Genomic DNA, 26702 nt, shown 5'->3' on the forward strand with positions numbered 1-26702 from the left:
GGTGATTTTCTATAGCCGTTCTCAGCGCAACGTCATTCATTGGAAGATCGCGCGATTTACCACGATGTTTCTTGACCTCAGGATAAAAATCCTGCGGTTTGATCTCGGCGCCGGCCTTGGCCATGGTTTCAATTCGCTGAACAAGCTGGTGGAAATCGTGAACACTAAAACTGATCCTGCGACGCTGGTACGTGGATTTGGATCGCTTTAACGCATCGGCACCTTTAGTGTAAGCCGCAGGCAGCGCCAGGATTTCTTTAAGTTTGAAGGAGCGCTGCCCAGAACTTTCAGAGTTATGGTGATTTCTGGTGTATGGAAGCAGGCTGAAGAGGTGGCGTATCCTGTTGGTTGATCACCGCGACGATCACAACCAACAGAGGAATGATACGCCATGTCCAAGTCTAACCTGCATGCTCTTTCACAACCAGAGACAGCGACCAATGACCCACTGCACGAGCTGATTCGTCAAGGTGCCCGTGACCTGATTGCCAGAGCCGTTGAAACGGAACTGGAAGGCCTGCTGAACCAGTATGCGGATGTCACGACACCCGATGGACGCCAGGCGGTGGTGCGCAACGGGCATTTGCCCAAGCGCACCATCCAGACCGGCGTTGGCGACGTTGAAGTCCAGGTGCCCAAGATCCGGGATCGCAGTGGCTCCGGCATTCGCTTCAATAGCCAGTTGCTGCCGCCGTACCTGAAGCGCGCCCGGAGTCTTGAGGAGCTTATCCCCTGGCTCTATCTGCGCGGCGTCTCCTCAGGCGACTTCCAGGAAGCCCTGAGTGCCCTGGTCGGCGAACAGGCTGATGGCTTGTCGGCCAACACCGTGTCCCGGCTAAAGGTGAAGTGGCTGGACGAGCACAAGAACTGGCAGCGCCGGGATCTGAGCCAGACACGCTATGTGTACTGGTGGGCAGACGGCGTGTACAGCAATGTTCGCCTGGATGACCGGCTCTGTCTGCTGGTGATCATCGGCGTGACTGAGCATGGCCACAAGGAACTGGTGGCTGTCGAGGATGGCCACCGGGAGTCCGAAGCCAGTTGGCGAGAGCTGCTCACGGACTTGCGGGAACGTGGCCTGGAGCCTTCGCCCAAGCTGGCTGTTGGCGACGGCGCACTGGGCTTCTGGAAAGCCCTGAGCAAGGTATTTCCGGACACCCGGCATCAGCGGTGCTGGGTGCATAAGACCGCCAACGTGCTGGACAAGCTGCCCAAATCGGTACAACCCAAGGTCAAGTCGGCACTGCATGAGATCTATCTGGCAGAGACCCGTGATAGCGCCCACAAAGCGTTCGATAGCACCTTGCGGCGGTTCCGGGACAAGTACCCGAAGGCCATGGAAAACCTGGAGAAAGACCGGGATGAGCTGCTGGCTTTCTATGATTTCCCGGCGATTCACTGGATTCATTTGCGGACCACCAATCCGATTGAATCCACCTTCGCCACAGTACGGCTGAGAACCAAACGGAGCCGATCCTGCGGCTCCCGCGACACCACGTTATCGATGGTGTTCAAACTGCTCCAGTCCGCCCAGAAACGCTGGAAGCGGATCAAGGGGTTTGACCAACTGAAGCTGGTCGTGAATAACGTGCAGTTTCGGGATGGTATAGAGGTGGAAGATCAATCTGACAGGAACGCTGCCTGATGGTCATACACCAGATTTGACAATAACTCGAACTTTCAGGGCCAAGCTCGGCGACATCCTTGATCTGGAGAAGCGCGATTTCCTGGACTCGCAGTCCGAGCTTGAAGCTGATCTGAACCAGCGCTGTATTCTTTTCCGGGTAGCGGTGCTCCTGAATCACTTGCAGGAGGTGAGCGAACTGTTCTGGCGTGAGAACGCGCGCCTGTCCGGTTTTGCTCATCAGGGAGGCTCCTGGTGTAGTTGCTCGGATGCAAGGAGAGGGCAAAAATAAAATGGACGACCACAGAAAGCGCTAAACCCCGGTAACCACGAATCAATCGGTTACAGTACGATTTCCACACAAAGTGCTAAACAAACTTAAAGTAAATTCTAAGATATCAACCTGATTTCAGTCTCCACACAAAGTGCTAAATTCATCGTCCATCACAGGAACCGAACTTGTTTCACGCTGGACGGACCTAACACGGAGCCAGGGTTACGTGTTACCAATTAATATCTAACCCGAATTATTCATAAAAAAAGGCGAACCTTGCTCAACCCATTGATATAATGGGAGTTACGCCAATAACGCTTCGGAAGAAGCTAAACAAGGTTCGCCCATGTCTGATTCTATCCCAACTCAACTGCGCTTTCCTCCCTTTGCCGGCTTTACCGTACGAGCTGATTTTGAGGGCGGGGCATTGTCATCCGACTTTGGGCCCCTGCTGCTGCGAGGTGTCGACCAACAGATTGGCCTGATCCATCGGTTGAGCCAGGCCATCAACGACCGCCGCCATGCCTCCTATATCGACCACTCGCTTTGTGATCTATTGACTCAGCGGATCTTCCAGATCGCCTGTGGCTACGCCGATGCCAACGACGCCAACACCCTGCGCCGTGACCCGATGTTCAAGCTCGGCGCCGAGCGCAAGCCGCTTGAGACTGAGCAGGATCTGGCCAGCGCTCCGACCTTCTCGCGCCTGGAAAATGCCGCTAACAATCGCGACCTTTACCGCCTGGCCCAGGCCTTTGTGGAACAGTTTGTCGCCAGCTACGCCAAACCTCCAAAGATGATCGTGCTCGACATGGATCATTCCGAAGACCAGACCCATGGACAACAGGAGCTGGCGTTTTACAATCATCATTACCAGAGTCACTGCTACCTGCCGCTGTTTCTGTTCGAGGGCCTGTCGGGCAAGTTCATCACCGCCGCCCTGCGCCCCGGCAAACGCCCGAAGGGGGCAGAGAACGCGATGATCCTCAAGCGGGTGCTCAAGCGGCTGCGCCAGCAGCCTGAAAAAACTGGCCGAGCCACATCTGCAATCCACCCGGCGGTTGCACGATACCTGCTGCCACAACGCCCGCCTCGCCGAACAGGAGCCGCCGCAACGCTCGCGCACCTTCCACGAGATCGACTATCAGGCCCGCTCCTGGCCGCAGGCCTTTCGCACCGTCCTGAAAGCCGAAGTCATGGGACTCGGCGATAACCCCCGCTTTGTTGTCACCTCCCTGGAGGAGCCGGCCCCGGAGATGCTGTACGCCGAGCTGTATTGCGCCCGGGGCCAGGACGAGAATTTCATCAAGATGATGAAAAACGATCTGGCCAGCGACCGCACCTCGGATTGCCGCTTTACGGCTAACCACATGCGCCTGTTTTTCTCCTGCGCCGCCTATGTGCTGCATCACGCCTTGCGCGCCGAACTGTTGCAAGGCACTGAACTGTCCCGGGCCCAGCCCTCGACGGTCATCATCAAACTGTTCAAACTGGCTGTGCGGGTCGTGCAGTACAAAGACCGCATCAAGCTCCACCTGCCAAGTAGCTGCCCGGTCAAGGCCCTCCTGCACACGGTCACCGAACGGTTATATCGCCTGCCTCGGCCCAAGTTAAACACCAGCTGAGCCGATGTCGGCGCTCACCGCTATCCCGGTCTCAGGAGGCTTTCGCGCGCCTGGGCGCCGGAAATGTTCAAATAGTAATCGATTGGAGCGGGTGATTTGTCTGCTCGGAGGCGAACTCCGGCCAGTTAATAAGAACAGATCTCATGTTCGGGTTAGATGGACGTTTCGGCTGCAGGATTGGGTGGCAATTTGGAGCGTTTATGAAACATCCGGGTTAGTACTTCCTGTGAAAATTTAGTACTTTCTCTGGCTATTCTTTAGCACTTTCTGTGGTCGTCCAACTTGTTGGCCGAATCGCCCCAAAACCCCATACCGTACTGCGCATAATGTATATTATGTTAAATAAGGTGCGGTGTATCTTTTTGCTCACGAGTTTTTTAGTGGACGATTGCACAAAGTGCTGAACAAACGTTGCACAAGTGAGAGGAGCCGCGAATGGAGTTGATAACACCTACTCTTTCGAGGCTAGCAAGGAGACCGAGCCAAAGAATGTTTTCTTCGAGCTCACCAAATCCAGTGGGTTCTTGCGGCGGCCGTGATTCTGATGAAAGCCTTCAAACATCGGCGTAAGGCCGCGTGTTATTCAGTATCGTGAGGGCTCCACCGCTTGGCTAGTGGGCATACCGAACATACCGCCGCATCAGATTGGGCCGGTGCGGCGTGGACAGGCTCAGTACCCTGGCCATCATGTCGTCTTCCTTCTGCTTCCAGGTCTCATCGTCCATGTCTCGCACCCACGACAACATCCGCTCTGCCAACCCTCAACGTGGTGAGTTGGGCTCTACATGGTTTTGATGCATGGTGACTGGGAAATCCGAGCGAAGCGCCCTCACCTCCCAAGGGAAGCCAAGGTTGGAACTATAAACCAGCGCCAGGCGCTCAAAGCGGCGTATTCCGACCCGATTCTTGGCATCAAAAGTCCCATCGCCAACATCGACAATAAGTGCATGTGAATTCGGCGAAATCCGCCGGAATTCAACAACGTCAAAAGCGGAGTGCTCGTTGCACGCTTCGGCCACGTCACGCAATGGTGCCGGCAAATTCGACGTTACCGACTTTCCCAGCGGCTCTCCGTAGTCAATATACTCAGTCGTCACTGCCTGCCCTCGGTGGAGCAGCGGATGCGACTGACGCTGTTGCAGCAGCGGCAACGGCAAGCCTGAAGCCAGACCTGGCGGCATGCAATACGATGGGCTCCGGCTTCTTGCGTGTGGGCTCTTCTCCGGTGCACTTGAAGATGGCAAGCTTTGCGGCACAATGGTGCCCGAAGGGTCCGTCAAATTTACGCTGACGGACGAGGAACTGAGCGCGACGAGAGAGGACTATAATAGGCGCAATAGGTAGTCACCAAATTCAGAACAAACTGAGCCGGGCTAGAACCCGGTTCGGCGAGGTTTTAGTCTGGCTATTCGTCTGGGTCCGTTATGGTCTCGAAGCGGGCTAGCGCCTCTGCAACGACTTGGGGTGGGGCCGATTCTGCAAACTTGGCGTTACGGGCTTTCAGATCCAAAGTTCGCACTTGGCTGACAACGGCTACGCCTTGGATTTTGGTCTCGGAGAGGTGTACCGCAAATCCTTTATCTCTTTCGTAGCCACCGCCTTGCGTAATTGGGGCGACGAGAGCTCTTCCGAGTTGGTTGAATTCTTTGCGAGACAGGACAAGGCATGGACGGGGATTGCCTCTAATTTCTGATCCTTCGGTTGGGTCCAGGGTTACCCAAATAATGTCACCCTGATCGAACGTGCGTTTCGGTGGCATAAATTCATCCTTCTGTTGTGTTTAGGTCATAGCAGTTCCTCCCCAGCTGTGGGTGCGTTGTCCCAGGCTTGAAGGTCGTCTGCAACTGGTGCGTTCGGGTTGCACTGTGCGACCAAGTCCTGAAGTTTGTACTTCCGGCGAGTCTTTGCAGGCTCGATGACTATGCGCATTCCATCCTCTTTGATGGAGACGTCATCGCCCAACCGGAGATGCAGTTTCTTCAGAAGCTGTGCAGGCAGTATCGCGCCGGCGCTGTTTCCGATTTTTCTGATGCTCGTTTTCATGATTTTGGTGCTCATTCAATAAACAATAATTTTCACTTGAGCGGCATGTACTATACAGGCAGTGTGGTTGTGTGTCAACAATGTTATAACCTGAGTGCTAACATTGTTCTAACTTTTCTTGGTCATTATTGCGCGCCCTTTGGGCCGGGCTTCTCCGGGTTCGCTATTCGCTCATTCCGCGTTGCAGGACTGACGCCCTCCATATCTCGGACGCTTTCGACCTCAAGTTTTATTGCGATGAAAACCTAAACCGACTCTGGAAATCAATCATTGAGGCTAGCCTGTCAACTGCAAGTTCACATGCCCTTGCAGCTATTCCATTTCCCAAAACTCTGATCTTATGAAATAGCCGAAATCCGCAACGCCACCTAACTCTTTAACACCGCAGAACCCGATGAACTCATCAGCTTCAGCCTCGGCAACATCGAAGCGGGATGGGTTGGCCAGAGTGTCCTCGAACCACGAATCTGCTTCGTCTTCTGTCAGGGCGCGACGAGGTCCCACAAATCTCATAACTTGAGGATCTCGAAGCATATACACCGTGTCACCGTTCTCCGATTTTGTCGAGGAAAGACCATTTTTGACGGGAAAAGGACCGCTTTTATCAATTAGCGGCGATCTAAATTCGTCCGGCGTCTGAAGCGCTTTCATGATGTGATTCCGCAGCCCCGTAGTAGGTTCATGAGTTTTCGTAAAACGTCACGTAATGAACCATTTCATGAAACTCAAGGCCTTTCAAGCATTCAAAAACAACGTCTTACACCAAAGTCTAAGATCCATGAACTACTGCACCGCGCATAAGTTAAATTATCAGTGCTATTCGGCTAGTCCAGGGGCATCGTGGCGAGTGCCCGTCGCTAATCGCTGGCCTGCTGATCTGTACCCGATCAATCTGGTCGGGGTGACGACATTGCGATGCGCAAACAACGTTTCAGGAATCAGAGCGCAGTCGATCATCAAATTGGAAGGTTACCTCAACGGCCTCTTCGATAACCGCTTCTGCGTCGGGGTGTTCCGGATTAAGGATGAGGTTATATTCTTGTGGCACAACACACGAACGGACCGCCAATGCGAGCGCTTCGCCGTCGATGAGGAAGTCGGTTCCGAGCTCTTGAGTGCCTGCTGACACTCTTGTTCCGTTCCAGTCTCTTAGGTAAGCGTCGTCGGCCAGGATCATAACCTGACTGTCGGGCACCTCGATTTGGAAAAGCAGATAATTCTGTAGACTGTCTTCCTCACCCAGATTCACCAGAATTTCTAACTGAGCAAGGGCAATACTCTCGGATAGATACACTGCCGGGTGATTAGGCAGATTCCAGCGACCCCCATATTGGCGCGCACCAAACCCAGAAAACGCAGTGTCCCTGTGTTTTCGTTTTGTGATTCGGTACGCCTTCATGCGTACACGCCGTGCTCAAGCTGCCCGATCAGGTCCCGTACCATGCGAATGCCAGCCTCGGTATCCAGCAGATCAATAGGGCACTGGTGCTCCAAGGCTCGCGCCGGACGCTTAAGCCACCGCCGTGCCTTTTCTCGGTCACCTTCAAACAATTCCACGGCGTCACGCATCACCAGGTGCAAAGTGGCTACCCGATCCAGCTCTGCCTTGTTCACGGTGCCGTCTTCACGCCGGCGTACCAGGGTGCGCGGGGAAATGTCCAACAGTGTGCACAAAATAGCGTCGTCGATGTCGTATAGGGCCTTCAGGGCATCCAGTTCCCTGGCCTTTCCGCCGCGGCGGATCTTTTTCACGCCCTGGACACCGGCAAACACGTACTTTCCTGTGGTGGTTCTGCGATGAGCTTTCACAGCACCACGCCCCTCGTACACGGCTCTAACGTTTGCCTTACCAGGTCCAAAATGCGCTTTAGGGCTTTGCTTTTTCTCGGTGATCGCTGACATAAAACCTCCCGCCATTTGGCAAAAATAGTTTACCACAATGGCGCCGGAATTTCTTGCAGGCTTATTCGACTCTCTGTGACCCCATCGCGACGAATAAGCAGCTTCCCTTTCGTTGCTCCAACAAAAACCGTCCGGGAATAAATTACTCCCCGAAGACGCCCTAAGCGGTAGAGATAGTTTCCGACGGATCTGTCGTTGCCGCGCCGTTGCCGCGCCGTTGCCAGCACAGGTGTCCAGTCGGGATTCATTCATCGTTTGGGGCTTTTAACATGCAACAAAAAATAAGGCGTTTCATGAAATCGTTCGGCGCAGTCGCCGGAATCGCGCTCAGTGTCAGTTTGCCAGCGACAGCAACTGAAACATCTCGCTCAGCCCCCGGGCTTAGTCTGGAAAAGGCGATCAGCGATCCCCTGTATATCGCGGTCCAGAACAGCGGCATGGTGAAGGTATTACCGTCGAAACAGGCCTGGCCTGGCGTGGCAGGCGCTCACTACGATGCTCTCAACACGGACGCAACCCGGCTCATGGTGTCGGGCTTTAAAACCGGTAAGGTTTACGTATTGAATACCGCCAACGGGAAGGTGTTGGCCAGCATACCGATTGGTGAGGTGGCCCAGGGCGTTAAAATTTCACCAGATGGTCGTTATGGTCTCGCCGTCGCCCCCTCCCAGGGCGATGTCGCTGTTATTGACCTTAACACTCTCGAGTTGGTTAAAAAAATTCCGGTTGGGAAAGTACCTCACAATCTCATTTTCAGTGCCGACGGCAAACGTGCTTACGTCACGCTTCAGGGGGCAGGCGCCGTTGCCGTGGTTGATATGCAGACCCTGGAAAAACAGCACGAGATCCCGACGCCAGGGCTGGAAACGCCCCACAATATCGACATCAGTGCCGATGGACAGCGGTTGTGGTTGCGTGATTTCACGGGCAATGTTGGCGTTCTGGACCTGGCGAGCGAGAAAATCATCAAGACCTTGAAAGTGGCCAGTGGACATGGCGGTATCGACGTGGTGCCTGGCGGGCGCTACGTAGCAACCGGTGCTATCTCTGCATCCGTCGTTACCGTGATCGACCCCGATAGCCTCACCATTGTGAAAACCGTTGAGGTCGGAACCGGTCCTCACGGAGTGCGGGCAAGCCGCGACGGAAGGTTTATTTATGCGTCGGTCACCGCGGACAATCACATTGCCGTCATTGATGCCCAATCCCTGCAGGTAGTCCGCCGGGAGCCTGTCGAGGGCAAATTTCCCTTCTGGATCGCGGTACCCGGTAATCCATGACAAAAATCAACGGGATGGGGAGTAACAAGTGATGATCTCAAATTCAGTGAACATCAACTCGTAACGGGCAGCCAATGCGCAGCGCTGGAAGCAGGCAGCAATTCGATACCCTGGTACGCCCCTGGCGTTACCGGCTGTACGGTATTGCGCTGCGGCAGGCCCCGTCGCCTGAGATGGCGGAGGACTGGACTCAGGAGACCCTGCTAAGGGCCTGGCGGGATTTTGACCAACTGGGCGATCATGTGGCTGTTTATGCCTGGCTGCTTAAAATTCTCAATCGTGTGGTAGCCGATTGCTATCGCCGAGACGGACGTCGCCACCAACTGGCTCCGGTGCTCACAACCGAGGATCCTGTGTTAAATGAGCATCCCTGCGCCGCACCGGGCCCGTTCGATCAGGCCCTGAAAAGTCAGACTGATGCGCACGTGATGGCGGCCATTCAGGCCTTACCGGATACCTTCCGGCAGGTCATTCTGTTGAGGGACTTTGAGGATTTCAGCTATCAGGACATTGGACAGATTCTGGACCTGGCACCAGGAACGGTGATGAGCCGTTTATCAAGGGGGCGCCGCCTGCTCGCCGAACGACTGATCAAGGCGGCACCCGAAGCCCCTGTTGCCAGTAATGCAAAGCACGCATCGGTGAAGCCACATGAGTGACAGCAACAAAACAGAAACCCATGGATTTTCTGACCTGCATGTCCGAATACAGGACTGGTTGGCCGGCTACGCCGATGGTCAGTTGGATGAGCATCATACCGACCTTGTCGAAGCCCATCTCGCTGGGTGTGAGGCCTGCCGTAACGATGTCGTTCGCCAACAGGCCCTGTCCGCCCGGCTACAGCTCATACCCACTCCCCGATTTGCTGCAAGTTTTGATAAACGGCTTGATGACGCGCTAGCAGAAGCCCCGGTGACTGGCAGGCACAAATCAGGTCATCAGCGGGTAGTGAACATAAAGCACTGGCTGAGCCGTCTACACCCGTTGGTTCTTGTTGGCGGTGGGGGTTGGGCTGTTGCCCTGGTACTTGCGGCGGTGCTCCTGATGCCTAACCTGACGCCGGGCAACATTAACCAGATTCCCATGGTCAGTGATGTGCTGATTGATTATCAGCGTGTCGCTCGGGAAGACCTGCCCTCGCAGTCCGGTGGCTCAGGCGTGCCTCCGCCGATGCAGTGGGCAAACAGTCGGGTCCTGGCAACCTGGATGACCAGTGTGGGAGGTGACCCCGCCCAGGCCTACGCCATGCGCCGGGGCAACAGTCTGATCATTCAATACCGCATCTCGGAGCGCGTGTTCTTCCGGAATCCGGACGTCCGGCAAGCAGTCGCTCGTGCTGGAGACTTTCGTACCCGTGACGATCAACTGGAAGTGCTCGGGATACCGATGGAGGAGTCCGGGTTATTGGTTGTCGCGCCCGCAGGGAATCTACCGGCGATTGGCGAGTTCACAACGGAGGCTTCCTGATCCGGGGTTGGTGGTGATTATTTGACCACCGTCTACACTAGACCGACACCGGGTTTGCCTCAAACCAAGGGGTGCGCGGATGCAGCCCAACAAGCAAATGATTCCGGGGCTTTCGTTTCTATTTGTAACCAGACCGACTATGTTGATAGGTGGGATGCACGTGACCCGCTATATCCCGCCGGGTGAAAAATTCACGAACTTAAGTGTCTCACCTCGCCCCGGAGTCACTCAATCCCCTATAAACGACACTGCCTGAAGGCTCCGTTTACCTGGTGCGCTCCAATATCTGCGCAGTTTGTCTGGGTTAACCAGCAAGGAGAACATCGAATGTCGATAACATCAGAAAAGCAATTACCCGAAGCGATAGAAGCCTGGCTCGATCCGGGCATGGATTCGGTTAAAGGAACTGAAACCCCCAAGGATCCGAACAAAGGCTACATCGCCCTGCTTGGCTGGAGCGTCAATGCGATCAAGGCGGCGCAAAAGTTTGACCGTCGCTACATAGTCGTTGCTCCGGAGTGGGCTGCGGATTTCTGTACCGCAAACAAGATACCTTTCATCCCGTGGGATTTTATCCGGTTGAATGATCGGTCCCTGGAGATTGCCGAAAAGCTGAAGGCGGAAGGCGTCGATGTCGCCATACCGTTATTCGAGGAAACCGTCGAGTGGTCAGGGGCGATTAACTCTGTCCTCCTTAACAACCCTCGCATGTACGGGCAGTCCATTCTGTTTCGTGACAAGGCTCTGATGAAGCGCCGTGCCCAGCTTGGCGGTATTCGCGTCGGGATTTTCGAAGAGGCGCACGAGAAAGAAGACATCGTCCGCTTCATGAAGCGTGTCAACCAGACCCTGCTCAAACTTGATGGTGACCCGGATGACCCGATTCACGTCAAGGCCTTCGACAAGGCCGGTTGTCTCGGTCATAGAATGATCCGCAAGATAGAGGAAATTGACACCATTCCGGCGGAAGAATATCCCCTGCTGATGGAAAGTCACCTGGATGGCTGGGAATTTGCCGTTGAGGCCTGGATCCACGGTGGCAAGATCAAGTTTCTCAACATTTCGGAGTACGTAACGCTGGGCTACTCGGTATTTGTACCCGCTACCGAGCAACTCGAGAGCTGGCGTAACGCGATCACCAAACAGATCGAGTTACTGATCAAAACGTTCGACATACAGTTTGGCCTGATTCATCCGGAGTACTTCGTCACTGCCGACGGCGAAATGTACTTTGGGGAAGTTGCCTATCGTCCGCCCGGGTTCAAGGCTTTCGAGCTTATCGAGCGGGCGTACGGGTTCAATGCCTACCAGGCTTCAATGCTGGTATTCGATCCAAAAAGCACCAAAGAGGAAGTGGATAACTTCTTCCCCCGCGAAGTGGTCGATGCGAAGGGCTACGCAGGTTGCTTCGGTGTGTATCCAAGGCGCCGAGTGGTCAGCAAGCTGGAAATGCCCAAAGAAACGATTGAGCATCCCTACTTCGAGTCACACGAATTGCATGAACCGACAGAAGAGACCGTTCCCGACCGGTCGGCCTTCGGTACTCATTGGGGTCTCATCTTCTTCTTTGGTGATGACCCCATCAGGATGCGGGATCTGCTGAAAGCTCAGGAGGATCTGGACTTCTACGTCTAGAGGCCCGCTGAAGAGTCCAGTTCACTATGGGCGCATCTGTCAGGATCAGAAATACCCAAACTCCAGATCCTGATAGACGTGCCCCGCATTCTGTAAGGGATGAGGTCGGGCTGGCAAAGGTCATGGCGGCATACAAATTTCGGGGGCCACTTCAGTCTCTGTTGGCGCCGTAGTCTAAACTTAAGCTTAATCACAGCTTGAGGCACTGCCGATTATGAGGCGCGGATGGTTCTTCGTATTTCTGATTGTGCTTTTTTCCACGGTGCTGCACATTCCGATAACCCGAAGCACGGAAACTGTTCGTATTACGACCGGACACTGGCCCCCATACCTGGATAAAGATCTTCCGGGCGGCGGATTTCTTGCGCGGATCATTCGGGAGTCTTTTGCGCTTGAAGGAATTGAAGTCAGGTTTTCTTACTTCCCCTGGTCCAGAGCGCTGGCCTTGGTTCACTCACCAGATTATGAAGCATCTGCTGTGTGGTCTTGCACTGAAGATAGAAGCCGGGAGTTCGTGTTCTCCGCTGCCCTGATTCCTTACGGATGGTATTTTTATTACCGGGCCGGGCAGCCTTTCGACTGGGAAACCTTGACGGACCTTCAAGGTATGACCGTCGGACTTACTCAGGATTACAGCTATGGGGAGACATTGGCCGACGTCATCAAAAGCGGGCTCGTTTACGGTGATGTGACAACCTCCGACCTTGCCAATTTAAAGAAACTACTCCTGGGAAGAATCGATCTGTTCCCGATGGACCCTGTGGTAGGCGAAGTCATGATAGTTCAGCAGTTGGGGCCTGTTGCGGCATCCCGGCTCACTTTTCACCCGAAGCCCGTCAGAACGTCGTTCTTTCGCTTGCCATTCTCAAGGAACGACGAAAAATCCGCCCGTCTGATTCAGGCGTTCAACAAGGGCTTGGCGTCACTACGAGAGAGTGGCCGATACAAAGCCATCATTGATGAGGCTCTGGAGGCATACCGTTCGCCCAAGGCAGAAGCTATCCTTCGGGAAAGGCTCGCGAACTGGGAAGAGGAACCCGGTCCCTGCTCTTGATAACACAGAATTATTTCTCAAGCACTTTTGCCTGATGCTTTTCGGCCAGTTCTTTCAGCGTCATGTACTCGCACTCCCGTTTGGCAAGAAATGCGTCGGCGGAGTCCACCAGAATGTTGTCATCGCGCATGAAGCGCCGGCCCAGGAGTACCGGGTAGGAGAACTTGCCCCGGTCCGTCAGTGAAAACTGTGTTTCATGGGTGGTGCCTGCGATGCAGAATTCCATACGTACCACGTATCGCCTCTGTGAAGGCGCGCCTTTGCGTTTGATGAGGACCGTTCGCTCTACCGGCCGTTCAAGCTCCAGAGTGACATTCTCATGGTCCAGTTCGCCTTCGGTTGGCTGGTCTTCGTGATCGCCCAGTGGAATCTGAAAACTCACCCATTCCTTGCCGTCTTTATCGAACGGTTCGACGTTAACAGCATGGAGAGACGAGGTTTTGGCACCGGTATCCAGGCGGGCTTTAAGGCGAAGGCTGGTATCCTGCATCACCACCCATTCCACAAAGCCAAGGGTTTCCGGTGAGCGTTTTTCACTGTTTGAATCTGACTCAGCTGAAACAACAATCGTCGAGAGGAAAAACAGTGCGGCAGCCGCTCCCGCCTTACTCACAAACTTCATTCAATATCTCCTGCAAATTCCTGTAAATCGGGAAAAAATGAAAGGAACTTCTGCTCCAGTTCAGCTTCGTTTTCCCGGATCTCTATGATGATGCCAGTGAAGTTGTTCGGGAACCGGATTCGTCCCGCAACCCGGTCCAGGGCATAGCCCACATTCTGCAGATCTCTATAGGCCCCAAACCAGTCATGCCAGACCATTCTGCGAGTTACCCGGGCCATGGGTGAAGGCATCAGATGCTCGTATTCCTGCAACTCCTGGTATATCCGGTGAATAAAGAACTCACGTTCAACATCGCTGAATCGGTTCCAGTGTTTAAGTAGGAAATGATCATAAAGGATATCAAGGGCAACACCGGCGAAGCGCCTGCGCTGCCGGGAGAAAACCCGTTTGCTGGCAAGTACGTCCGGATGCTGATCGGTAAAACGGTCGACAGCCCGGTGGTGGCGAACGCCCTGCCTCACCGCGTCCGGGAGTGCCGAGAGATCGACACCCCGGGAAAAATCGCCGAGGATGCTGCCCACCCGGGCTTCGGGTGAATCAGGCGCAAGAAATACGTGAGCCAGATGGTTCAAGCGGTCTCCCCGGTGGTCTGGTCTCAGAAGTTGAACTGAATGCCGACGCCCAGGCCATCGATTTCGGTATCGTTGTCTTCATAGTAACGCATATATTCGAGGTTTCCGGACAGATTCGGTGCGAACTCCATATTCATCCCGATGCCGTAGGAAACGTCGGTTTCATCCTCGGTTGCAGTGCCAAGGAAAGAATCCGCTTCGATTTCGACCCGGGTGAAGCCGAGAACGGCATAAGGCGTAATCGGAGACTCGTTGACCAGGTTGAACGTGGCATAGCCGCCGAAGAAGTTGTCCAGCGAAAAATCTGCTCCGCCAATCCGGTCATCATCCACACCGAAACCACCCCGGGCTTCGATACCCAGAAATGGCGTGGCCATCACGCCGACCTTGGCTGAAAGCGTGCCCACATCGGCATCGGCGCTACCGCTTTCAAGGTTGATAAAGGTGTAATTCAGGCCGGTATAGAGGCCGCCAACGCCGGATTTGTACATATCCTGGGCGCTTACAGTGCCGGCAGCCGCCAGACCAGTCGCAAAAAATACGGCGAGTGAACGTGTGTGTTTCATTATGGTTTCTCCTTAACCGAAAAATTCGGTGTAGCAACACTGAACTTGCATCAGACTCACGACATTTGCCATCAGAAAGATCCGCATTTACCCGATATTTACAGTGATTTAATTCGCCGGTAATTCCGGGTTCGGCCCTTTGTTACCTTGCGGAAGGCTGTACCCACAGGTATTCTGACGCCGTCTCCCGGTATCAGCTGGCTCGAGCATCCATTGAGAAATCTTTACCCCGTTATTTTTATAGTCAGCGTCATGTTTGTGCTTCTCAGCATTTTCATGACATTGCCTGTCATTTTGCTTGCGGGCTCCGAAACGCCAAACGCCATGGCGTTTGCGGAATCGGCGGCTATTGCCTGTGGCGTGGGGATTCTGGGTATGGGCCTCACCTACCGGAAACCACGGGAGCTGAAGCCGAGGTACATGTTCGTGCTTACGGTTTCGTCCTGGTTCATTATTGCGCTGCTTTCCTCTCTGCCTTTTTACCTGAGTGACCTGAAAATTTCCGCCGCCGATGCATTTTTTGAGGGCACGTCAGGTATTACCACTACGGGTGCAACCGTGCTCAGTGATCTGGATACAATGGATAAGGATCTGCTGATCTGGCGTTCGATCCTGCAGTGGATAGGCGGAATCGGGATCATCGGCATGTTCGTTGCGGTCCTGCCGTTTCTCCGTGTAGGCGGTATGCGTCTGTTTGCCACGGAGTCTTCGGAGTGGACGGATAAGGCCTTGCCTAGAATGAAGACACTGAGCCGGGGCCTTCTTTTCGTGTATGTGGCGTTCTCGATTATTGCTGTGGTGACTTACCGGTTTTCCGGCATGACACTGTTCGATGCCTTCAACCATGGGCTTACCAGCATTGCAACGGGCGGTTTCTCTACCTCCGACATGTCCATGGGCAAGTTCAGTGATCTGATCCTGATGGAGGCCACCTTTTTCATGATCATTGGCAGTCTGCCTTTCTTCCTGTTTGTGCGGGAGATGCACGGGCAGCACGGTGTGCTTTTCCGGGATCAGCAGGTTCGTCTGTTTCTGACGATTCTCTTCGTCGTTCCTTTACTGCTGACCCTGTACCGCTGGATGGTCTCTCCTGTGCCGTTCCATCCGGTCCACAACTATGCAGCCACTCTGTTTAACGTAACTTCGGTCGTAACAACCACCGGCTACGCCTCTGAGGATTATTCGGCCTGGGGTCCACTGACGTTTGTGCTGTTTTTCTTCCTGATGTTCGTGGGCGGCTGCTCCGGTTCCACGGCCGGTGGCATGAAGATCTTCCGGTTCCAGCTGTCGCTGATCATTCTCCGTGAGCAGCTGATGCGCCTGCTGCACCCCCGCGCGGTGCTTACCCGGAAGTACAATGGCCGCTCGGTGAGTGATGAAATCATCTCTTCGATGATCGCTTACACCTTTATTTTCCTGCTTTGCCTGCTGCTGATAACGGTTGCCCTGGCAGCCATGCAACTGGACTTCGTCACAGCCCTGTCTGGCGCCCTCACAGCATTGACCAATGTGGGGCCAGGTCTCGGAGATATTATTGGTCCGGCAGGGAATTTCGGGCCGCTGCCAGATGCCGCAAAATGGGTGCTATCGGCCGGTATGCTGATGGGCCGCCTGGAAATCCTGAGTGTTGTGATTATGCTTGCGCCGGCGTTCTGGCGCACCTGAGGGTTATTTCAGCCAGAGTATTGCCGGGTTCTCAAGGGGCAGGTTCAGGCGTTCGTCATGCACCCGCAAACGCGGGGTGTAGTGCCCCTCGGGGCGTGACGGCACCATACATTCGTACCGGTAGCTATGAGCGGATCCGCTCAACGGGTGCTGCATCGCCATCGCGGTAACCGTTCTTGGCCCGTATTCAGAGGCCTCTGCCACCAGCTCAACAGCAATTCTCTGTTCATCGATACCATCAAGGTATACTTCTACCGTGTAAGTCTGGCTGGCACCCGATTCGGCAACATTGAATGCGCTGAAGCGCAGCCGTGGCCAGTGCTTCCTGATTTGCCGTTGCTCATCCAGAATTTCGGCCGCCGTCTCCGGGCTCCGCAGCTTCCCTTGTTCCGTCATTGGCAAATAGAATCGTTCCACGTATTCGCGAACCATACGGTTGGCCGAATAAGAGGGTTGGCAGACAAACGTGAAAAATTCCCCAGAAACACGCCCAAGCCATTGAAATAAGAAATCTTTAGGTCAAATTATTTATTCAGTTCCATCCTCAACGCTCGGCCGAGCTTTGGACGCTCCCTGAGAGGCAAGTTCAGCCAGTTTCAAATCAAATAGCTGCTGCCCCACCGGTCGCTTCAGATCCAGCGTGTAGTCCCCGAAGCGATTGATATGACGGGTTCGGTACGGCGATAACGCTTTCAGAACATCCTCTGTGATGGCAATCCCTTCTGCGGCCATGTCGCGCAATACCCGGCTGAGGGCTTCGACGTTGTGCAGGATCAGCATATTCGCCACCAGGTGGTTGTACTTCACCACTTTTTGCTGCTCATGCCGGAGGTTGGCGGCAATGATGCCCGAGCCACCAAAGAAGCTCCATTTTGCAAACCCGTTAAACTGCTCGTTCTTGTTGGTTGCGGCGTGAATGGTCTGGCGCAGCTCCACGTCGTCGATGTAATTGAGCAGGAAGCCGGTGCGCACGACCTTTCCCAGCTCCCGGAAGGCGAAATACAGCTTGTTCTTGCGACTGTAGGTTCCCAACCGTCTCAGAATGGTTGATGCCGTGATTTTACCCAACTTGATGGACACGGCCACGCGCAACATATCCGGCAGATGCCGTTCAATCCGTGCCCAGTCGATATGGCCGTTGAACAGTTCTTCGATATGGGCGTAGCGAAATCGCCGGTCAGGCCGGTAAAAGTTCAGATCCTTGAGGTTCCGGATACGCGGCATCAGCTTGATGCCCAGTAGGTACGACAGTCCGAACACAGGATAGCTCTGGGCCTGCGTATCACCGTGTAAGGAATCCGGCTGAATATCGCTCTGGTTTTTCAGCAGTCCGTCGAGGATGTACACCGCTTCGTGAACGCCACAGGGGATGAAATGACTGAACAGCGCGATGTAGGTGTCCGAGACGTGGTAGTAACCGATGCCGCCGTAGCCGCCATAGCGTATGTGGTACTCGCTGAGCAGGTTTTGCTCGTAAAGATTCCATTTGGTGCCATCGGCGGCGGCCCGCCGCCCTGTCCCCCAGTATCCGGGCAGTTCGTATTTCTTATACGCGTTGATGACCTTGACGATAGCGCGGTCCAGCCTGTCTTCGGTCACGTGGTTAAGGTTGAGCCAGGCTATCTGGCGGCGGTTCAGCTGTTTAATAGAGTCGGCGGTCTGGGAGGGCCCCAGATTGCAGCCGTAGCAGAAAAGCGTCGCGATGAAGCGTAACCGGGGGTCTTCAACGCGCCCCTCATAGCCTGACAGTGGCCCGAATTCCCGGTGTAGCCCAAGCCAACGCTCTGCATCCACCAGAACGTCGACGATGCTGCGGGTGCCAAGCCGACGTGTGATGTCGTCATCAAGGGCCTGCCAATTCGTCGGCAGTCCCTGCTTCTGATTCCGCTTGATGACAATGCGGCCGTCTTCAATGGTGGCGTGTGTGTTGTCCGGGAAGGCGGCGTCCACCGAGCGGCTCACCTGAGTCAGCTGATCCTTGAGGTGGCTAATCAGCGCCTTCGGTTCCATGGGGAGCTCCACTTCCAACCCGTACTGGTCAATTTCCTGTTCGTAACCCGACCAGCTCACCAGTTGATCCCGATGGTCGTCGAACCGATCTCCGTGAACAACCGCCAGGTCCGCTGACTTCAGTTCCTGTTTCACCAGATTCAAAACGGCCAATTCAAAATATTTACGGTGAACCGTCAGGCTGTCCGGACGGATGAAAATCAGACGTCGCCACTTATCGAGCGTCCACTTTGTCTGCTGAATGTTTTCGACCAGATCCGGCGCATGGACGCGCAAATCCAGCGTCTCGGCTTTCAGCGAACGGGTTTTTCGGAGCAGCTCAATCAGTTGAATCGACAAGGTGTCGCTGGAGGTGCTTTGAAACGTCAGTATGTCCAGGCAGTTGTACAGCAGGCTGCGTTTGGCTCGAAACGGTCGCAACATGAAAGGCAGGTAGTTATTGCCCGCGTAGGCCAGATGTTCCTCGCATTCGTCCAGCCACTCCTGGCGCTTGTCTCCGACCACGGCCTGAAGTGACTGCCACGGGTTTGGCTCGGCTTCCATGGCGGTCAGCACGTCTTTAAAGCAGGACACGAGTCGATCCGTGCGCTGGGTCTGCTCCATTTGATAGGTCAGCAGGTTTTGCTGGGCGGTGGTTTCCAGTTGCCTCATCAGCTTGATCAGAAGCTCGGCCGTATCGTCCAGTGCCTGGGCATACTGTTGCCGGATCAGGACGACCGCCAGGGCATAGCGTTTGCGTGCGGGGATGCGGGCCATTCTCGCCACGTCCAGCGCTCTTGCTTCATTGGCGAACTGCCGCCGTTTGGTCACGGGAATGGATTGGACACTCGGTAATCGCTCGACGATATCCCTGAGCCACTTGAGGTGTTGCAGGTAGGACCGGATCTCTTTGTTGGTCGGCTTGCGAATTTCTCGCTTCAGACGCTGCCAACCGCTGATCTCAATCCCCGGTGGTGAGACCAGCAAGTCGTTGACCAGTGCCTTTGTGTCGTCGGTCAGTTCGCTGACGATGGATCGGTAACAGCGGTCGTTCACGGTGGCCCGGGCATCCTTGGCAAGCCGCAAAAGCACTGTGAAGCCGGGAATCTCAAAACGGTGACGCACCAGCTCTTCGAGGAGGATGTTGATAACATCAGCCAGCACCTCGCGGGACTCGGCGGCATATATGGCTTGATTTGCGAGCCAGAGGCGGTCTTCATCGTTCAAGACTCGGCTGCCGACATAGGCCCGAATCCAATTGATGTGGCGATCACGGGCACTGGATTGATCATACTGCCTCTGCTGGATCTTGGTCGGTCGTTTTTGAAGGCCGAGGCGTTTAGCGATGTAGCCACTCAAGTCGGAAGGCAAATCAACCGTCGCGCAGAAAAAGCCCTGTTTCTGATAAGCTTTCAGGTGCAACAGCAAAAAGAAGCGTTGTTGAAGTTGTTTAGCACGTCGACGAGCCCAGCGTTGCTCGTTAGGTGCGGGCGTGTAAAGAGGGTCGGCAACGATTCTGACGAAATCCTCCAGAAAGTGCACTAACCTATTGGATTTAAATTATTTTTGTATTGTAGCTCATGGGTGAAACCTGCCGATCAAAATCAAGCGTATAATCGCCGAATCGATTGATATGGTCCGTGCGGTATGGGGCCAACCCTTTGAGAATATCGTGATCTATATGATGACCTTGATCCTTGAGAGCTTTAAGAGTCAACGTCATCGACTTGCATATTCCGGCGAACGTGAACGCCCATTCTGGCTGAACGTGAACACCTTTTTTCTTAACGCATCACCCACCGGAGTTTGTACCCTGGGTGTTCACGTTCAGTCAATTTCCTGAAGTCGCTTTCTCATCGATTCCCCTTTCAGAGCCCAGCGGTGAGCGTTGTGCATCAACCGATCCAGAATGGCGTCCGCCAGAGTGTTATCGCCGATGGCGGCGTACCACTGATCGGTGGGTAGCTGGCTGATGATCATGGTCGAGTGAGTGCCGTGACGGTCATCCATGATCTCCATCAGGTCGTTCCGGTGTGCAGGTTTCAGAGCTTCCAGCCCCCAGTCGTCCAGGATCAGCAGCTTTACTTTGGCTAGTTGGCTGAGGGTTTTCTGGTAGGTGCCATCGGCCTTGGCCTGGGTCAGTTCCAGCAGTAATCGGGAGATCCGGTAATACCGGGTGCTGAGGCCGTTGAGGCAGGCCTGATGCCCCACGGCGCAACCCAGATAGGTTTTGCCGCTGCCGCAAGGGCCGGTAATCAACAGGTTCTGACCCCGTTCGAGCCAGTCTGTCTGGGCCAGTTGGGCTACCTGTGTTTTCTTCAGATTGCGTGGGTGCTGGTAGTCGATGTCCTGAACCGAGGCCCGGAGTTTGAAGCGGGCCTGACGCACCAGGCGATCCTGCTTGCGGTGATCCCGGGTCTGGAACTCCCGGTCGAGCAACAGCTCCAGGCGTTCGGTGAACGACAGCTCGTCATAAGTTCCCGGCTGGTTTTGTTGATGTTCCAGGGCGGCAGCCATGCCGCCGAGCTTCAGATCTCTCAATCGTGTCAGGGTTTGCAAGGTGTTCATGCGGGTATCCTAGTGGAAGCTCTTCGGGCCACGGATGTTCTCGTGGTGCTGGGGCAGTTCTGTGTGCAAGGGCAGTTGTTCGGGCAACTTGTCCCGGTTGCTCCGGAGAATGGCCTTGATGTGTTTCAGCCGGTCCAGGCCTTCGCGGTTGGCAATGCGGCAACCGGCGTTAAGGCGCTCGCTGGGATATTCCTTGCTCAGATTGAGTAGCCCAAGACAGACCCGGTAGGCCTGCTCCGGATGCTCCCGCTCATCCAGTCGGTCACTGACCCAGATCAGGGTGTCCGGCCCGATGTCCCGGGCCCAGTTCTTAAGCCGGCCGGGGGACCACTGTTGTTGTTTTTGATGGCGGGTGGGCATGTGCCCTGACTCGGTCGTGATGCCGTACTGATGACTGCGTGGGTGGCTGGCGATCTGTCGTTGCCGGAAGTAGATCTGTACCAGTCGCTCACTGGCGTGGAGGTCCACCTGCTCGCCCACATACTGGTGCGGCACCGAGTAGTGGTGCTGGCTGAACTCGATGTGGTAATCGATGTTGACCCGGCAACGCCGGATCTCGACGTACTCATAGGGGTGTTTGGGTAGCGCCTTCAGGGCTGGCTGGTCGAGCGTCTTGAAGGCCTCCTTCCGGTTGCCTGGCAGCGCTCGGAATGGTCGGCTGTTCAGGTCGTCCAGCAGGGACCGGATGCACTGATTCAGGTCGGCCAGGGTGAAGAAGGTGTGGTGGCGCAACCGCGCCAGTATCCAGCGTTCAACAACCTGTACACCCACCTCCGCCTTGGATTTATCCTTGGGCTTGTAGGGCCGCGCAGGCAGCACCGCGACCTGGTAGTGCGCCGCCAGTTGCTGGTAGCTGGGATTCAGGTCCGGATCGTACCGACAGGCTTTGTTGACACCGCTACGCAGATTATCGGGGATAATCATCTCCGGAACACCCGCAAAAAACTCAAAGGTGCGCACGTGACTCATCAACCAGTCCTGCAAGCCCTGGCTCCAGGTGGCCTCCGCATAGGTGTAATTCGAAGCCCCCAGCACGGCGACAAACACCTGGGCCGTGCGGATTTCGCCGGTTTGCGGGTTAATGATCGGAACGGTGGGGCCACAGTAGTCAATGAAGCACTTTTCACCGGCCTTGTGGATCTGGCGCATAGAGCGCCTTTGCTGCTTTTGCCAGTGCCGGAAGCGGTCACAGTATTGAGAATAGCTGTAACAGCGATTGGGGTATTGGGCGGTGTATTCCTCCCATAGCAGTTGCTTGGTAACGCCCTTGTGTTTGAGGCTCTGATGGACGGTCAACCAGTCCGGTACCTGATAGCGGCTGGAGCTGGTGGGGTCAGCACCGGGATAGAGCATGGCCGCCAGGCGGCCATCGTCCAGATCCTCGGGTAAGGGCCAGGTGATCTCTAAAGCCTGGGCTCGGGTCAGGAGCTTCTGGATAGCCCCGACACTGGTCTTGGTGCTGGCGCTGATTTGCCGGATCGAAAGCCCGGCTTCCAGCCTCAGGCGAAGCACTTCTCTTATTTTGCGCATTGGAATTCTCTTTGCTGCCATGACCCTGATTCCCAAAAAAAGAACCAGAGTAGCAAGCGGTTGAATAAACAATGCGTTAAGAAGGATTCTGGTTGAACGTGAACACCGATTCCGGCATGGTGAACACCGATTCCGGAAATTTCCAAAAAGTGTTCATCTTCGACCAGAATGACTGTTCACGTTGAACCAGAATAGGTGTTCACGTTCGTCCGGAATGGGTGTTCATGATGGGCCGGAATATGCACAAGCCTTCAACCTCGAAAAATAGGAAAAAATTACCTACTTCTGAATACCAGGGCAGCCACTGAGCGGGAAGGATGCACCCAGCCCCTTCCTTTTGGCGTTAAAACCATTCCACTGATCTAACAGGCTGCGCGGTGGCCAGGGATTGGCTGCTAATGGTTCGGATGGCACCCTGGAGCCTCCAGAATGGCCGTAGCGCCGTTTTCTGGCTCTGGGTAGGGGGTTGGGTAGGGGTTGGGCGCGTAGCGCCTTAAAACACCAAAAAAAATAATAGGGTTGTCTTGTTGCGCTGCGGTCGCTCGTAAGGTGGTCAAAGGGCCGCTAGGCCCGTTCGCCGTTAGGCGATTGTCCACCGTGAGCGGGCCGCTAACTATAGGTATTTCTATAGGAAAAAAACTATAGGAAGACACCTATAGGTTTAGGGGGGGTCTGATTATGCGTGGCTGGGGGGGTCTGATTATGCGTGGATTTCCAGCTAGGGGGGGTCTGATTATGCGTGGCTGGGGGGGTCTGATTATGCGTGGATAACTTGCTGAATTAACAGGGTTTTCCACAGGGGGTCTGATTGTGCGTAAGGTTGGCGGCCCGTGGGCTGCTCCAGGGGTCGTTTGCGGGAGAGGGCGAAATGACACCCGAAGGGTAGCGTCTATTGCAGAAATTCAATTAAAAAAGATGCCCTCAGTAGTTATCTTTTTTAGACATCCAAATGGAATCGGCCATAGGACATAAATGTAAGCCAAATTGATATTCAGCCCCCTCTCTCAATGGTCAACACAGCTCACAAGTATTGTCTGTGAGAAAGGACTCGCCCTCTTAGGTGACTAACAGGTTCCGCATATCAGTGAACGCGGACAATAAAGTCCAACCATTTAGAATCATGCCCCAACCAAAACAGTCTAAAGTCCCGACGGCAACGAAACACCGACGCCGAATTCATAGACGAGTTGACCACCAAAATAAGCAGTTGTGACGATCAGTCCTGCAATCGCCAGCTCGAATACCACTGCACCCCAGCAGAGGCGCCTCGATAGAACGGTGCCTCGCCACCAAATAACTGCGCGTAGCAGCCCCCAAGCCACTAAGACACCTGCTGTAATACTTCCCAACTCCTCATGCCTTTCTAATATTGCAAGGGACGTACCGTTGGCCAGCGCGACATCGAGCGCAAGGTCACCAAAAACAAAAGCGACTGCGGCGGCCAGCCCTGCGCCCAGCGCGAGTCCAGCCGAGATATTAGCAATAGCACCGCGACCATCGAGGGACACACCCCGAGAAACAACGACGAAATCGAACGCCGCCAGCGATAACGCAAAGACGATTGGGAAATGCACAATCAATGGGTGGATTTGTTCAATCGGTAACATTGGGTATAGCTCCTATGAAATAAATGGAATATTTGGTGTGCACGAGTTAGAACCACACTCTAAAGCCGGCAACCAATGCCAGATTGTCAACGTCTCCGCCGTCTGCACGCGTTAGATCCGCTGTGTTACCGAATTGACGCTGCCAGCTTACGCCGATGTAGGGCGCGACCTCTCGCCGAAATTCGTAACGCAGGCGAAACCCCAACTGAATGTCGTTCAGACCACTGCCGACACCGAACTCTCTCACTTCACTCCCTGCAACATTTGCCTCGAATCGAGGCTGCAGTATGAGTCTTTGAGAAAACAACAAATCGTACGTGGCGGTAATACGCGCCGATACATCACCGTCCTCACTTAGAAACAGCGCAGGTTCCAATTCGAACCAATAGGGTGCCAGCCCCTGAAATCCGATAACCCCCAAAAATCGATTGCTCGACACATCAGAATTGTAGGCTCGGTCGAAACGGCCACCGATCTGAAAGTCCCAAAAAGACGTAACCGAACGACTGTAAAGCGCCTGCAATTCAAGTTCACCTGCGTTCGCGGAAACCTCGTCGTCACCCTCAAACTTGAACCATAACTTCTTGTAATCGGTACCCCGCCAGCCCTGCATATCCCAGCGCAGCGTATCGGCTCCGTCGTTATTGCGAAATTCCAGTTGATCGAAAATGACTTTGTTAAATACGATTTCGTCTGTTTCTTCCCAACCAGCCATTCCGCGATATTCGTAGCCGCCGGACTGCGCATCGGGGTCTCGCGCATCCGCTGGTGCATCTCCTCCCTGCATTGAACCGTTTTCGGTAGCCGCCTCCTGAGCCAGCACCGGCGCAAGAGGCAATGCCAGGACGACGAGGCAAAACACACCAAATAAGTTGAAAGACATGACCGATGGTATTTTTCTGCCTAAATACATCATGCGACTACCACCTCCCGAAACATTCCCGCAGCCATGTGGTAGAGGAGATGACAGTGAAAGGCCCATCTTCCTTCAGCGTCCGCAGTCACCAACATGCTGACGCTCTGTGCTGGTTGAACGGAAACGGTGTGTTTGCGGACTTGAAACTGACCGTCCGGTGATTCCAGCTCAGACCACATGCCGTGCAAATGCATGGGATGCGCCATGGTGCTGTCATTGTGGAGAATAACTCTTACGCGCTCTCCTTTGGGAAAGTGCAGGGGTTTGGCCTCGTTGAGCTTGAGGCCATCAATGGACCAGATGAATCGCTCCATATTGCCGGTCAGGTGAAGCTCAATGTCTCGGCTCGGTGCTCTTGGATCGGTCACTCCCTCGACGCTCTTCAAGTCTGCATACGTGAGAACGCGCCGGCCGTTGTCTCGCAAACCGGGACCCGGGTCATCAAGATTGACGCGCGGATTATCCACACGCATATCGACACCCGGCCCATATTCTGTCCGAGCATGGTTGGGCCTCTTACGACTCATCGTCCGAGTCATGCCACCCATAGCACCGCCTTGTGCCATGGCCCCCATCATGTCGACCGGCTCCAGAAGCGCAGGGGAATCGAGTGCAGGCAAAGCGGCTTCTACGCCAACTTTCGGCGAAAGCGTTCCGCGCGCGTATCCGGATCGATCCATCGATTGCGCGAATATTGTATAGGCGTCATCGTCCGGAATATCGACGAGTACATCGTAGGTTTCACCTGGACCGATTCGAAACTCATCGACCACGACAGGCTCGACGCGCTGGCCATCCGTCGAAATAACGGTCAGCTTCAAACCGGGAATACGCACATCGAAATACGTTGCGGTGCCTGCACCAATGAATCGCAAGCGTACGCGCTCGCCTTTTTTCGCAAGACCCGTCCAGTTACCTGCCGGCGACGTACCGTTCATTAAGTAGGTATAGGTTGCTGCCGATACGTCACTGAAATCGGTCTGGCTCATTCTTGTCCGATTCCAAATGCGGCGTTTCGAAATGGCAGTTCCCATGCCGAGCAACTTCATGTCGTCAAGGAAATCGCCCGCTGTTAAGCGTTGATAATTGTAATAGCCACCCATCTTCTTTAGATTCAGATAGACATTCACCGGATTTTCATCCGTCCAGTCACTGAGCATTACCGGATAGTCACGATCAACTCGGGGTTCGTTCGATGCATCTGCAGGTTCGACGATCAGCGCCCCGTAGCTTCCCGTTTGCTCGTGCAGCGTATGAGCGTGATACCAGTACGTGCCACTCTGTACGAGCTTGAAGCGGTGGACAAACGTTTCCCCTGGCTCAATGCCAGGAAAACTAATTCCGGGCACACCGTCCATCCCTGCATCCAGAATAATTCCGTGCCAATGGATTGTGGTCATTTCGTGCAGTCGATTAGTGACCCGGATGGCGACTGTATCGCCTTCCCTTACCCTTAATATCGGGCCCGGCACGAGGCCATTGACTGCTGTCGCGGTGCTGTCAGTTCCGGTGAAATTGACCGGCAGGGGAGCTACCTCAAGGTCAAACTCGGTCCCGCTCAATTCGGAAGTCGATGGGGTGGCCCACGCCATTTTGCTATAAGGACTCAGTAACGCCAGCGCCGAAACGCCGACAACGCCCTTTACGAAACGTCGCCTCGTTACATCTGGTCGATAAATTTGTGACATTTATGTTTTCTCCGTTTCTCATTGCCTGCAGGTGAATCGCCAGAGGCCGTTTAATTTGATTCAAGCGGCCATCGC

The 26702-nt window shown here is 54.6% G+C and carries 26 protein-coding genes and 1 pseudogene; 10 read left to right on the forward strand and 17 right to left on the reverse strand.

All coding sequences use genetic code 11. The features are described 5' to 3' along the window. The first annotated feature begins 1 nt into the window (after window position 1). The 4 genes and pseudogenes from NLK58_RS02380 to NLK58_RS02395 all read left to right on the forward strand — a co-directional run bounded on the left by NLK58_RS02380 (window position 2) and on the right by NLK58_RS02395 (window position 3523). A complete protein-coding gene (locus NLK58_RS02380; RefSeq protein WP_341581965.1) occupies window positions 2-211 on the forward strand; it encodes a hypothetical protein in 210 nt (69 codons plus the stop codon). A gap of 180 nt (window positions 212-391) precedes the next feature. Continuing rightward, window positions 392-1645, forward strand: a complete 1254-nt coding sequence (locus tag NLK58_RS02385) for an IS256 family transposase (protein ID WP_341581966.1) — start codon at window positions 392-394, stop codon at window positions 1643-1645. A gap of 16 nt (window positions 1646-1661) precedes the next feature. Further along, window positions 1662-1916, forward strand: a complete 255-nt coding sequence (locus tag NLK58_RS02390) for a hypothetical protein (RefSeq protein ID WP_341581967.1) — start codon at window positions 1662-1664, stop codon at window positions 1914-1916. Window positions 1917-2244: 328 nt separating this feature from the next. Beyond that, a pseudogene (locus NLK58_RS02395) lies at window positions 2245-3523 on the forward strand (IS1380 family transposase). Window positions 3524-4284: 761 nt separating this feature from the next. On the opposite strand, the gene NLK58_RS02400 reads toward NLK58_RS02395, so the two are convergent. From NLK58_RS02400 to NLK58_RS02425, 6 genes are all read right to left on the reverse strand, one after another. Beyond that, on the reverse strand, window positions 4285-4704 hold the full coding sequence (locus NLK58_RS02400; RefSeq protein WP_117617116.1) for a hypothetical protein: 420 nt from the start codon (window positions 4702-4704) through the stop codon (window positions 4285-4287). Between the two features lie 224 nt (window positions 4705-4928). Next, the gene (locus NLK58_RS02405) at window positions 4929-5282 is read right to left on the reverse strand and encodes a type II toxin-antitoxin system PemK/MazF family toxin (protein WP_341581968.1); all 354 of its coding nucleotides are present in this window, start codon (window positions 5280-5282) and stop codon (window positions 4929-4931) included. Window positions 5283-5308: 26 nt separating this feature from the next. Further along, window positions 5309-5566 carry an AbrB/MazE/SpoVT family DNA-binding domain-containing protein gene (locus NLK58_RS02410; RefSeq protein WP_117617118.1) on the reverse strand — a complete coding sequence of 86 codons (258 nt, stop codon included), beginning with the start codon at window positions 5564-5566 and terminating at the stop codon, window positions 5309-5311. Window positions 5567-5878: 312 nt separating this feature from the next. Then, entirely contained in the window at window positions 5879-6217 is a 339-nt protein-coding gene (locus NLK58_RS02415) for a GNAT family N-acetyltransferase (protein WP_341581969.1), read from the reverse strand. Window positions 6218-6497: 280 nt separating this feature from the next. Continuing rightward, window positions 6498-6965, reverse strand: coding sequence for an RES family NAD+ phosphorylase (locus NLK58_RS02420; RefSeq protein ID WP_341581970.1), 468 nt, complete (start codon window positions 6963-6965; stop codon window positions 6498-6500). Next, window positions 6962-7468 carry an antitoxin Xre/MbcA/ParS toxin-binding domain-containing protein gene (locus NLK58_RS02425; protein WP_205422253.1) on the reverse strand — a complete coding sequence of 169 codons (507 nt, stop codon included), beginning with the start codon at window positions 7466-7468 and terminating at the stop codon, window positions 6962-6964. The genes NLK58_RS02420 and NLK58_RS02425 overlap by 4 nt, the downstream gene beginning before the upstream one ends. 293 nt (window positions 7469-7761) lie before the next feature. Here NLK58_RS02425 and NLK58_RS02430 point away from each other — a divergent pair, with 293 nt between their 5' ends. The 5 genes from NLK58_RS02430 (at window position 7762) to NLK58_RS02450 (ending at window position 12904) form a co-directional block, all read left to right on the forward strand. After that, on the forward strand, window positions 7762-8748 hold the full coding sequence (locus tag NLK58_RS02430) for a cytochrome D1 domain-containing protein (RefSeq protein WP_341581971.1): 987 nt from the start codon (window positions 7762-7764) through the stop codon (window positions 8746-8748). A 74-nt stretch (window positions 8749-8822) separates the two neighbouring features. After that, window positions 8823-9407 carry an RNA polymerase sigma factor gene (locus tag NLK58_RS02435; protein ID WP_117617122.1) on the forward strand — a complete coding sequence of 195 codons (585 nt, stop codon included), beginning with the start codon at window positions 8823-8825 and terminating at the stop codon, window positions 9405-9407. After that, window positions 9400-10215, forward strand: a complete 816-nt coding sequence (locus tag NLK58_RS02440) for an anti-sigma factor (RefSeq protein WP_117617123.1) — start codon at window positions 9400-9402, stop codon at window positions 10213-10215. The genes NLK58_RS02435 and NLK58_RS02440 overlap by 8 nt, the downstream gene beginning before the upstream one ends. A gap of 327 nt (window positions 10216-10542) precedes the next feature. Beyond that, window positions 10543-11850, forward strand: a complete 1308-nt coding sequence (locus tag NLK58_RS02445) for an acetyl-CoA carboxylase biotin carboxylase subunit family protein (RefSeq protein WP_117617124.1) — start codon at window positions 10543-10545, stop codon at window positions 11848-11850. A gap of 214 nt (window positions 11851-12064) precedes the next feature. Further along, window positions 12065-12904, forward strand: a complete 840-nt coding sequence (locus tag NLK58_RS02450) for an ABC transporter substrate-binding protein (protein WP_117617125.1) — start codon at window positions 12065-12067, stop codon at window positions 12902-12904. A 10-nt stretch (window positions 12905-12914) separates the two neighbouring features. Here the strand turns inward: NLK58_RS02450 and NLK58_RS02455 are convergent, their stop codons facing one another. From NLK58_RS02455 to NLK58_RS02465, 3 genes are read right to left on the reverse strand one after another with little or no spacing between them, the layout of a single operon-like run. Next, entirely contained in the window at window positions 12915-13526 is a 612-nt protein-coding gene (locus tag NLK58_RS02455) for an ATP-dependent zinc protease (RefSeq protein WP_117617126.1), read from the reverse strand. Next, a complete protein-coding gene (locus tag NLK58_RS02460) occupies window positions 13523-14098 on the reverse strand; it encodes an ACP phosphodiesterase (protein ID WP_117617127.1) in 576 nt (191 codons plus the stop codon). The genes NLK58_RS02455 and NLK58_RS02460 overlap by 4 nt, the downstream gene beginning before the upstream one ends. 23 nt (window positions 14099-14121) lie before the next feature. Then, on the reverse strand, window positions 14122-14664 hold the full coding sequence (locus NLK58_RS02465; protein ID WP_117617128.1) for a porin family protein: 543 nt from the start codon (window positions 14662-14664) through the stop codon (window positions 14122-14124). Between the two features lie 252 nt (window positions 14665-14916). Here NLK58_RS02465 and NLK58_RS02470 point away from each other — a divergent pair, with 252 nt between their 5' ends. Continuing rightward, a complete protein-coding gene (locus NLK58_RS02470; protein WP_205422311.1) occupies window positions 14917-16329 on the forward strand; it encodes a TrkH family potassium uptake protein in 1413 nt (470 codons plus the stop codon). Between the two features lie 3 nt (window positions 16330-16332). Here NLK58_RS02470 and NLK58_RS02475 read toward each other — a convergent pair whose 3' ends face one another. From NLK58_RS02475 to NLK58_RS02505, 8 genes are all read right to left on the reverse strand, one after another. Further along, the gene (locus tag NLK58_RS02475; protein WP_341581972.1) at window positions 16333-16761 is read right to left on the reverse strand and encodes a hypothetical protein; all 429 of its coding nucleotides are present in this window, start codon (window positions 16759-16761) and stop codon (window positions 16333-16335) included. A gap of 96 nt (window positions 16762-16857) precedes the next feature. Further along, window positions 16858-19860 carry a Tn3 family transposase gene (locus tag NLK58_RS02480; RefSeq protein WP_341581973.1) on the reverse strand — a complete coding sequence of 1001 codons (3003 nt, stop codon included), beginning with the start codon at window positions 19858-19860 and terminating at the stop codon, window positions 16858-16860. 13 nt (window positions 19861-19873) lie between these two features. Beyond that, a complete protein-coding gene (locus NLK58_RS20570; protein WP_376788062.1) occupies window positions 19874-20041 on the reverse strand; it encodes a Tn3 family transposase in 168 nt (55 codons plus the stop codon). Between the two features lie 104 nt (window positions 20042-20145). Further along, entirely contained in the window at window positions 20146-20886 is a 741-nt protein-coding gene (gene istB, locus NLK58_RS02485; RefSeq protein ID WP_053113077.1) for an IS21-like element helper ATPase IstB, read from the reverse strand. A 9-nt stretch (window positions 20887-20895) separates the two neighbouring features. Next, window positions 20896-22437, reverse strand: a complete 1542-nt coding sequence (gene istA / locus NLK58_RS02490) for an IS21 family transposase (RefSeq protein WP_092033748.1) — start codon at window positions 22435-22437, stop codon at window positions 20896-20898. A gap of 1118 nt (window positions 22438-23555) precedes the next feature. Then, a complete protein-coding gene (locus NLK58_RS02495; protein ID WP_341581974.1) occupies window positions 23556-24023 on the reverse strand; it encodes a DUF2231 domain-containing protein in 468 nt (155 codons plus the stop codon). Window positions 24024-24069: 46 nt separating this feature from the next. Continuing rightward, a complete protein-coding gene (locus NLK58_RS02500; protein ID WP_341581975.1) occupies window positions 24070-24939 on the reverse strand; it encodes a copper resistance protein B in 870 nt (289 codons plus the stop codon). Further along, window positions 24936-26627, reverse strand: a complete 1692-nt coding sequence (locus tag NLK58_RS02505) for a copper resistance system multicopper oxidase (protein ID WP_341581976.1) — start codon at window positions 26625-26627, stop codon at window positions 24936-24938. Before NLK58_RS02505 ends, NLK58_RS02500 begins: the two co-directional genes overlap by 4 nt. Window positions 26628-26702: the final 75 nt, after the last annotated feature.

Source organism: Marinobacter metalliresistant, from assembly GCF_038098645.1.
GTDB lineage: Bacteria > Pseudomonadota > Gammaproteobacteria > Pseudomonadales > Oleiphilaceae > Marinobacter > Marinobacter metalliresistant.

What these genes read in the sequence shown, in the direction of transcription:
- NLK58_RS02385 (WP_341581966.1), top strand. Translation starts at nt 392, where the DNA reads ATGTCCAAGTCTAACCTGCATGCTCTTTCACAACCAGAGACAGCGACC.
- NLK58_RS02400 (WP_117617116.1), bottom strand. Translation starts at nt 4,704, where the DNA reads ATGCCGCCAGGTCTGGCTTCAGGCTTGCCGTTGCCGCTGCTGCAACAG.
- NLK58_RS02405 (WP_341581968.1), bottom strand. Translation starts at nt 5,282, where the DNA reads ATGCCACCGAAACGCACGTTCGATCAGGGTGACATTATTTGGGTAACC.
- NLK58_RS02410 (WP_117617118.1), bottom strand. Translation starts at nt 5,566, where the DNA reads ATGAAAACGAGCATCAGAAAAATCGGAAACAGCGCCGGCGCGATACTG.
- NLK58_RS02415 (WP_341581969.1), bottom strand. Translation starts at nt 6,217, where the DNA reads ATGAAAGCGCTTCAGACGCCGGACGAATTTAGATCGCCGCTAATTGAT.
- NLK58_RS02420 (WP_341581970.1), bottom strand. Translation starts at nt 6,965, where the DNA reads ATGAAGGCGTACCGAATCACAAAACGAAAACACAGGGACACTGCGTTT.
- NLK58_RS02425 (WP_205422253.1), bottom strand. Translation starts at nt 7,468, where the DNA reads ATGTCAGCGATCACCGAGAAAAAGCAAAGCCCTAAAGCGCATTTTGGA.
- NLK58_RS02430 (WP_341581971.1), top strand. Translation starts at nt 7,762, where the DNA reads ATGAAATCGTTCGGCGCAGTCGCCGGAATCGCGCTCAGTGTCAGTTTG.
- NLK58_RS02435 (WP_117617122.1), top strand. Translation starts at nt 8,823, where the DNA reads ATGCGCAGCGCTGGAAGCAGGCAGCAATTCGATACCCTGGTACGCCCC.
- NLK58_RS02440 (WP_117617123.1), top strand. Translation starts at nt 9,400, where the DNA reads ATGAGTGACAGCAACAAAACAGAAACCCATGGATTTTCTGACCTGCAT.
- NLK58_RS02445 (WP_117617124.1), top strand. Translation starts at nt 10,543, where the DNA reads ATGTCGATAACATCAGAAAAGCAATTACCCGAAGCGATAGAAGCCTGG.
- NLK58_RS02450 (WP_117617125.1), top strand. Translation starts at nt 12,065, where the DNA reads ATGAGGCGCGGATGGTTCTTCGTATTTCTGATTGTGCTTTTTTCCACG.
- NLK58_RS02455 (WP_117617126.1), bottom strand. Translation starts at nt 13,526, where the DNA reads ATGAAGTTTGTGAGTAAGGCGGGAGCGGCTGCCGCACTGTTTTTCCTC.
- NLK58_RS02465 (WP_117617128.1), bottom strand. Translation starts at nt 14,664, where the DNA reads ATGAAACACACACGTTCACTCGCCGTATTTTTTGCGACTGGTCTGGCG.
- NLK58_RS02470 (WP_205422311.1), top strand. Translation starts at nt 14,917, where the DNA reads ATGTTTGTGCTTCTCAGCATTTTCATGACATTGCCTGTCATTTTGCTT.
- NLK58_RS02475 (WP_341581972.1), bottom strand. Translation starts at nt 16,761, where the DNA reads ATGGTTCGCGAATACGTGGAACGATTCTATTTGCCAATGACGGAACAA.
- NLK58_RS20570 (WP_376788062.1), bottom strand. Translation starts at nt 20,041, where the DNA reads ATGACGTTGACTCTTAAAGCTCTCAAGGATCAAGGTCATCATATAGAT.
- istB (WP_053113077.1), bottom strand. Translation starts at nt 20,886, where the DNA reads ATGAACACCTTGCAAACCCTGACACGATTGAGAGATCTGAAGCTCGGC.
- istA (WP_092033748.1), bottom strand. Translation starts at nt 22,437, where the DNA reads ATGGCAGCAAAGAGAATTCCAATGCGCAAAATAAGAGAAGTGCTTCGC.
- NLK58_RS02495 (WP_341581974.1), bottom strand. Translation starts at nt 24,023, where the DNA reads ATGTTACCGATTGAACAAATCCACCCATTGATTGTGCATTTCCCAATC.
- NLK58_RS02500 (WP_341581975.1), bottom strand. Translation starts at nt 24,939, where the DNA reads ATGATGTATTTAGGCAGAAAAATACCATCGGTCATGTCTTTCAACTTA.
- NLK58_RS02505 (WP_341581976.1), bottom strand. Translation starts at nt 26,627, where the DNA reads ATGTCACAAATTTATCGACCAGATGTAACGAGGCGACGTTTCGTAAAG.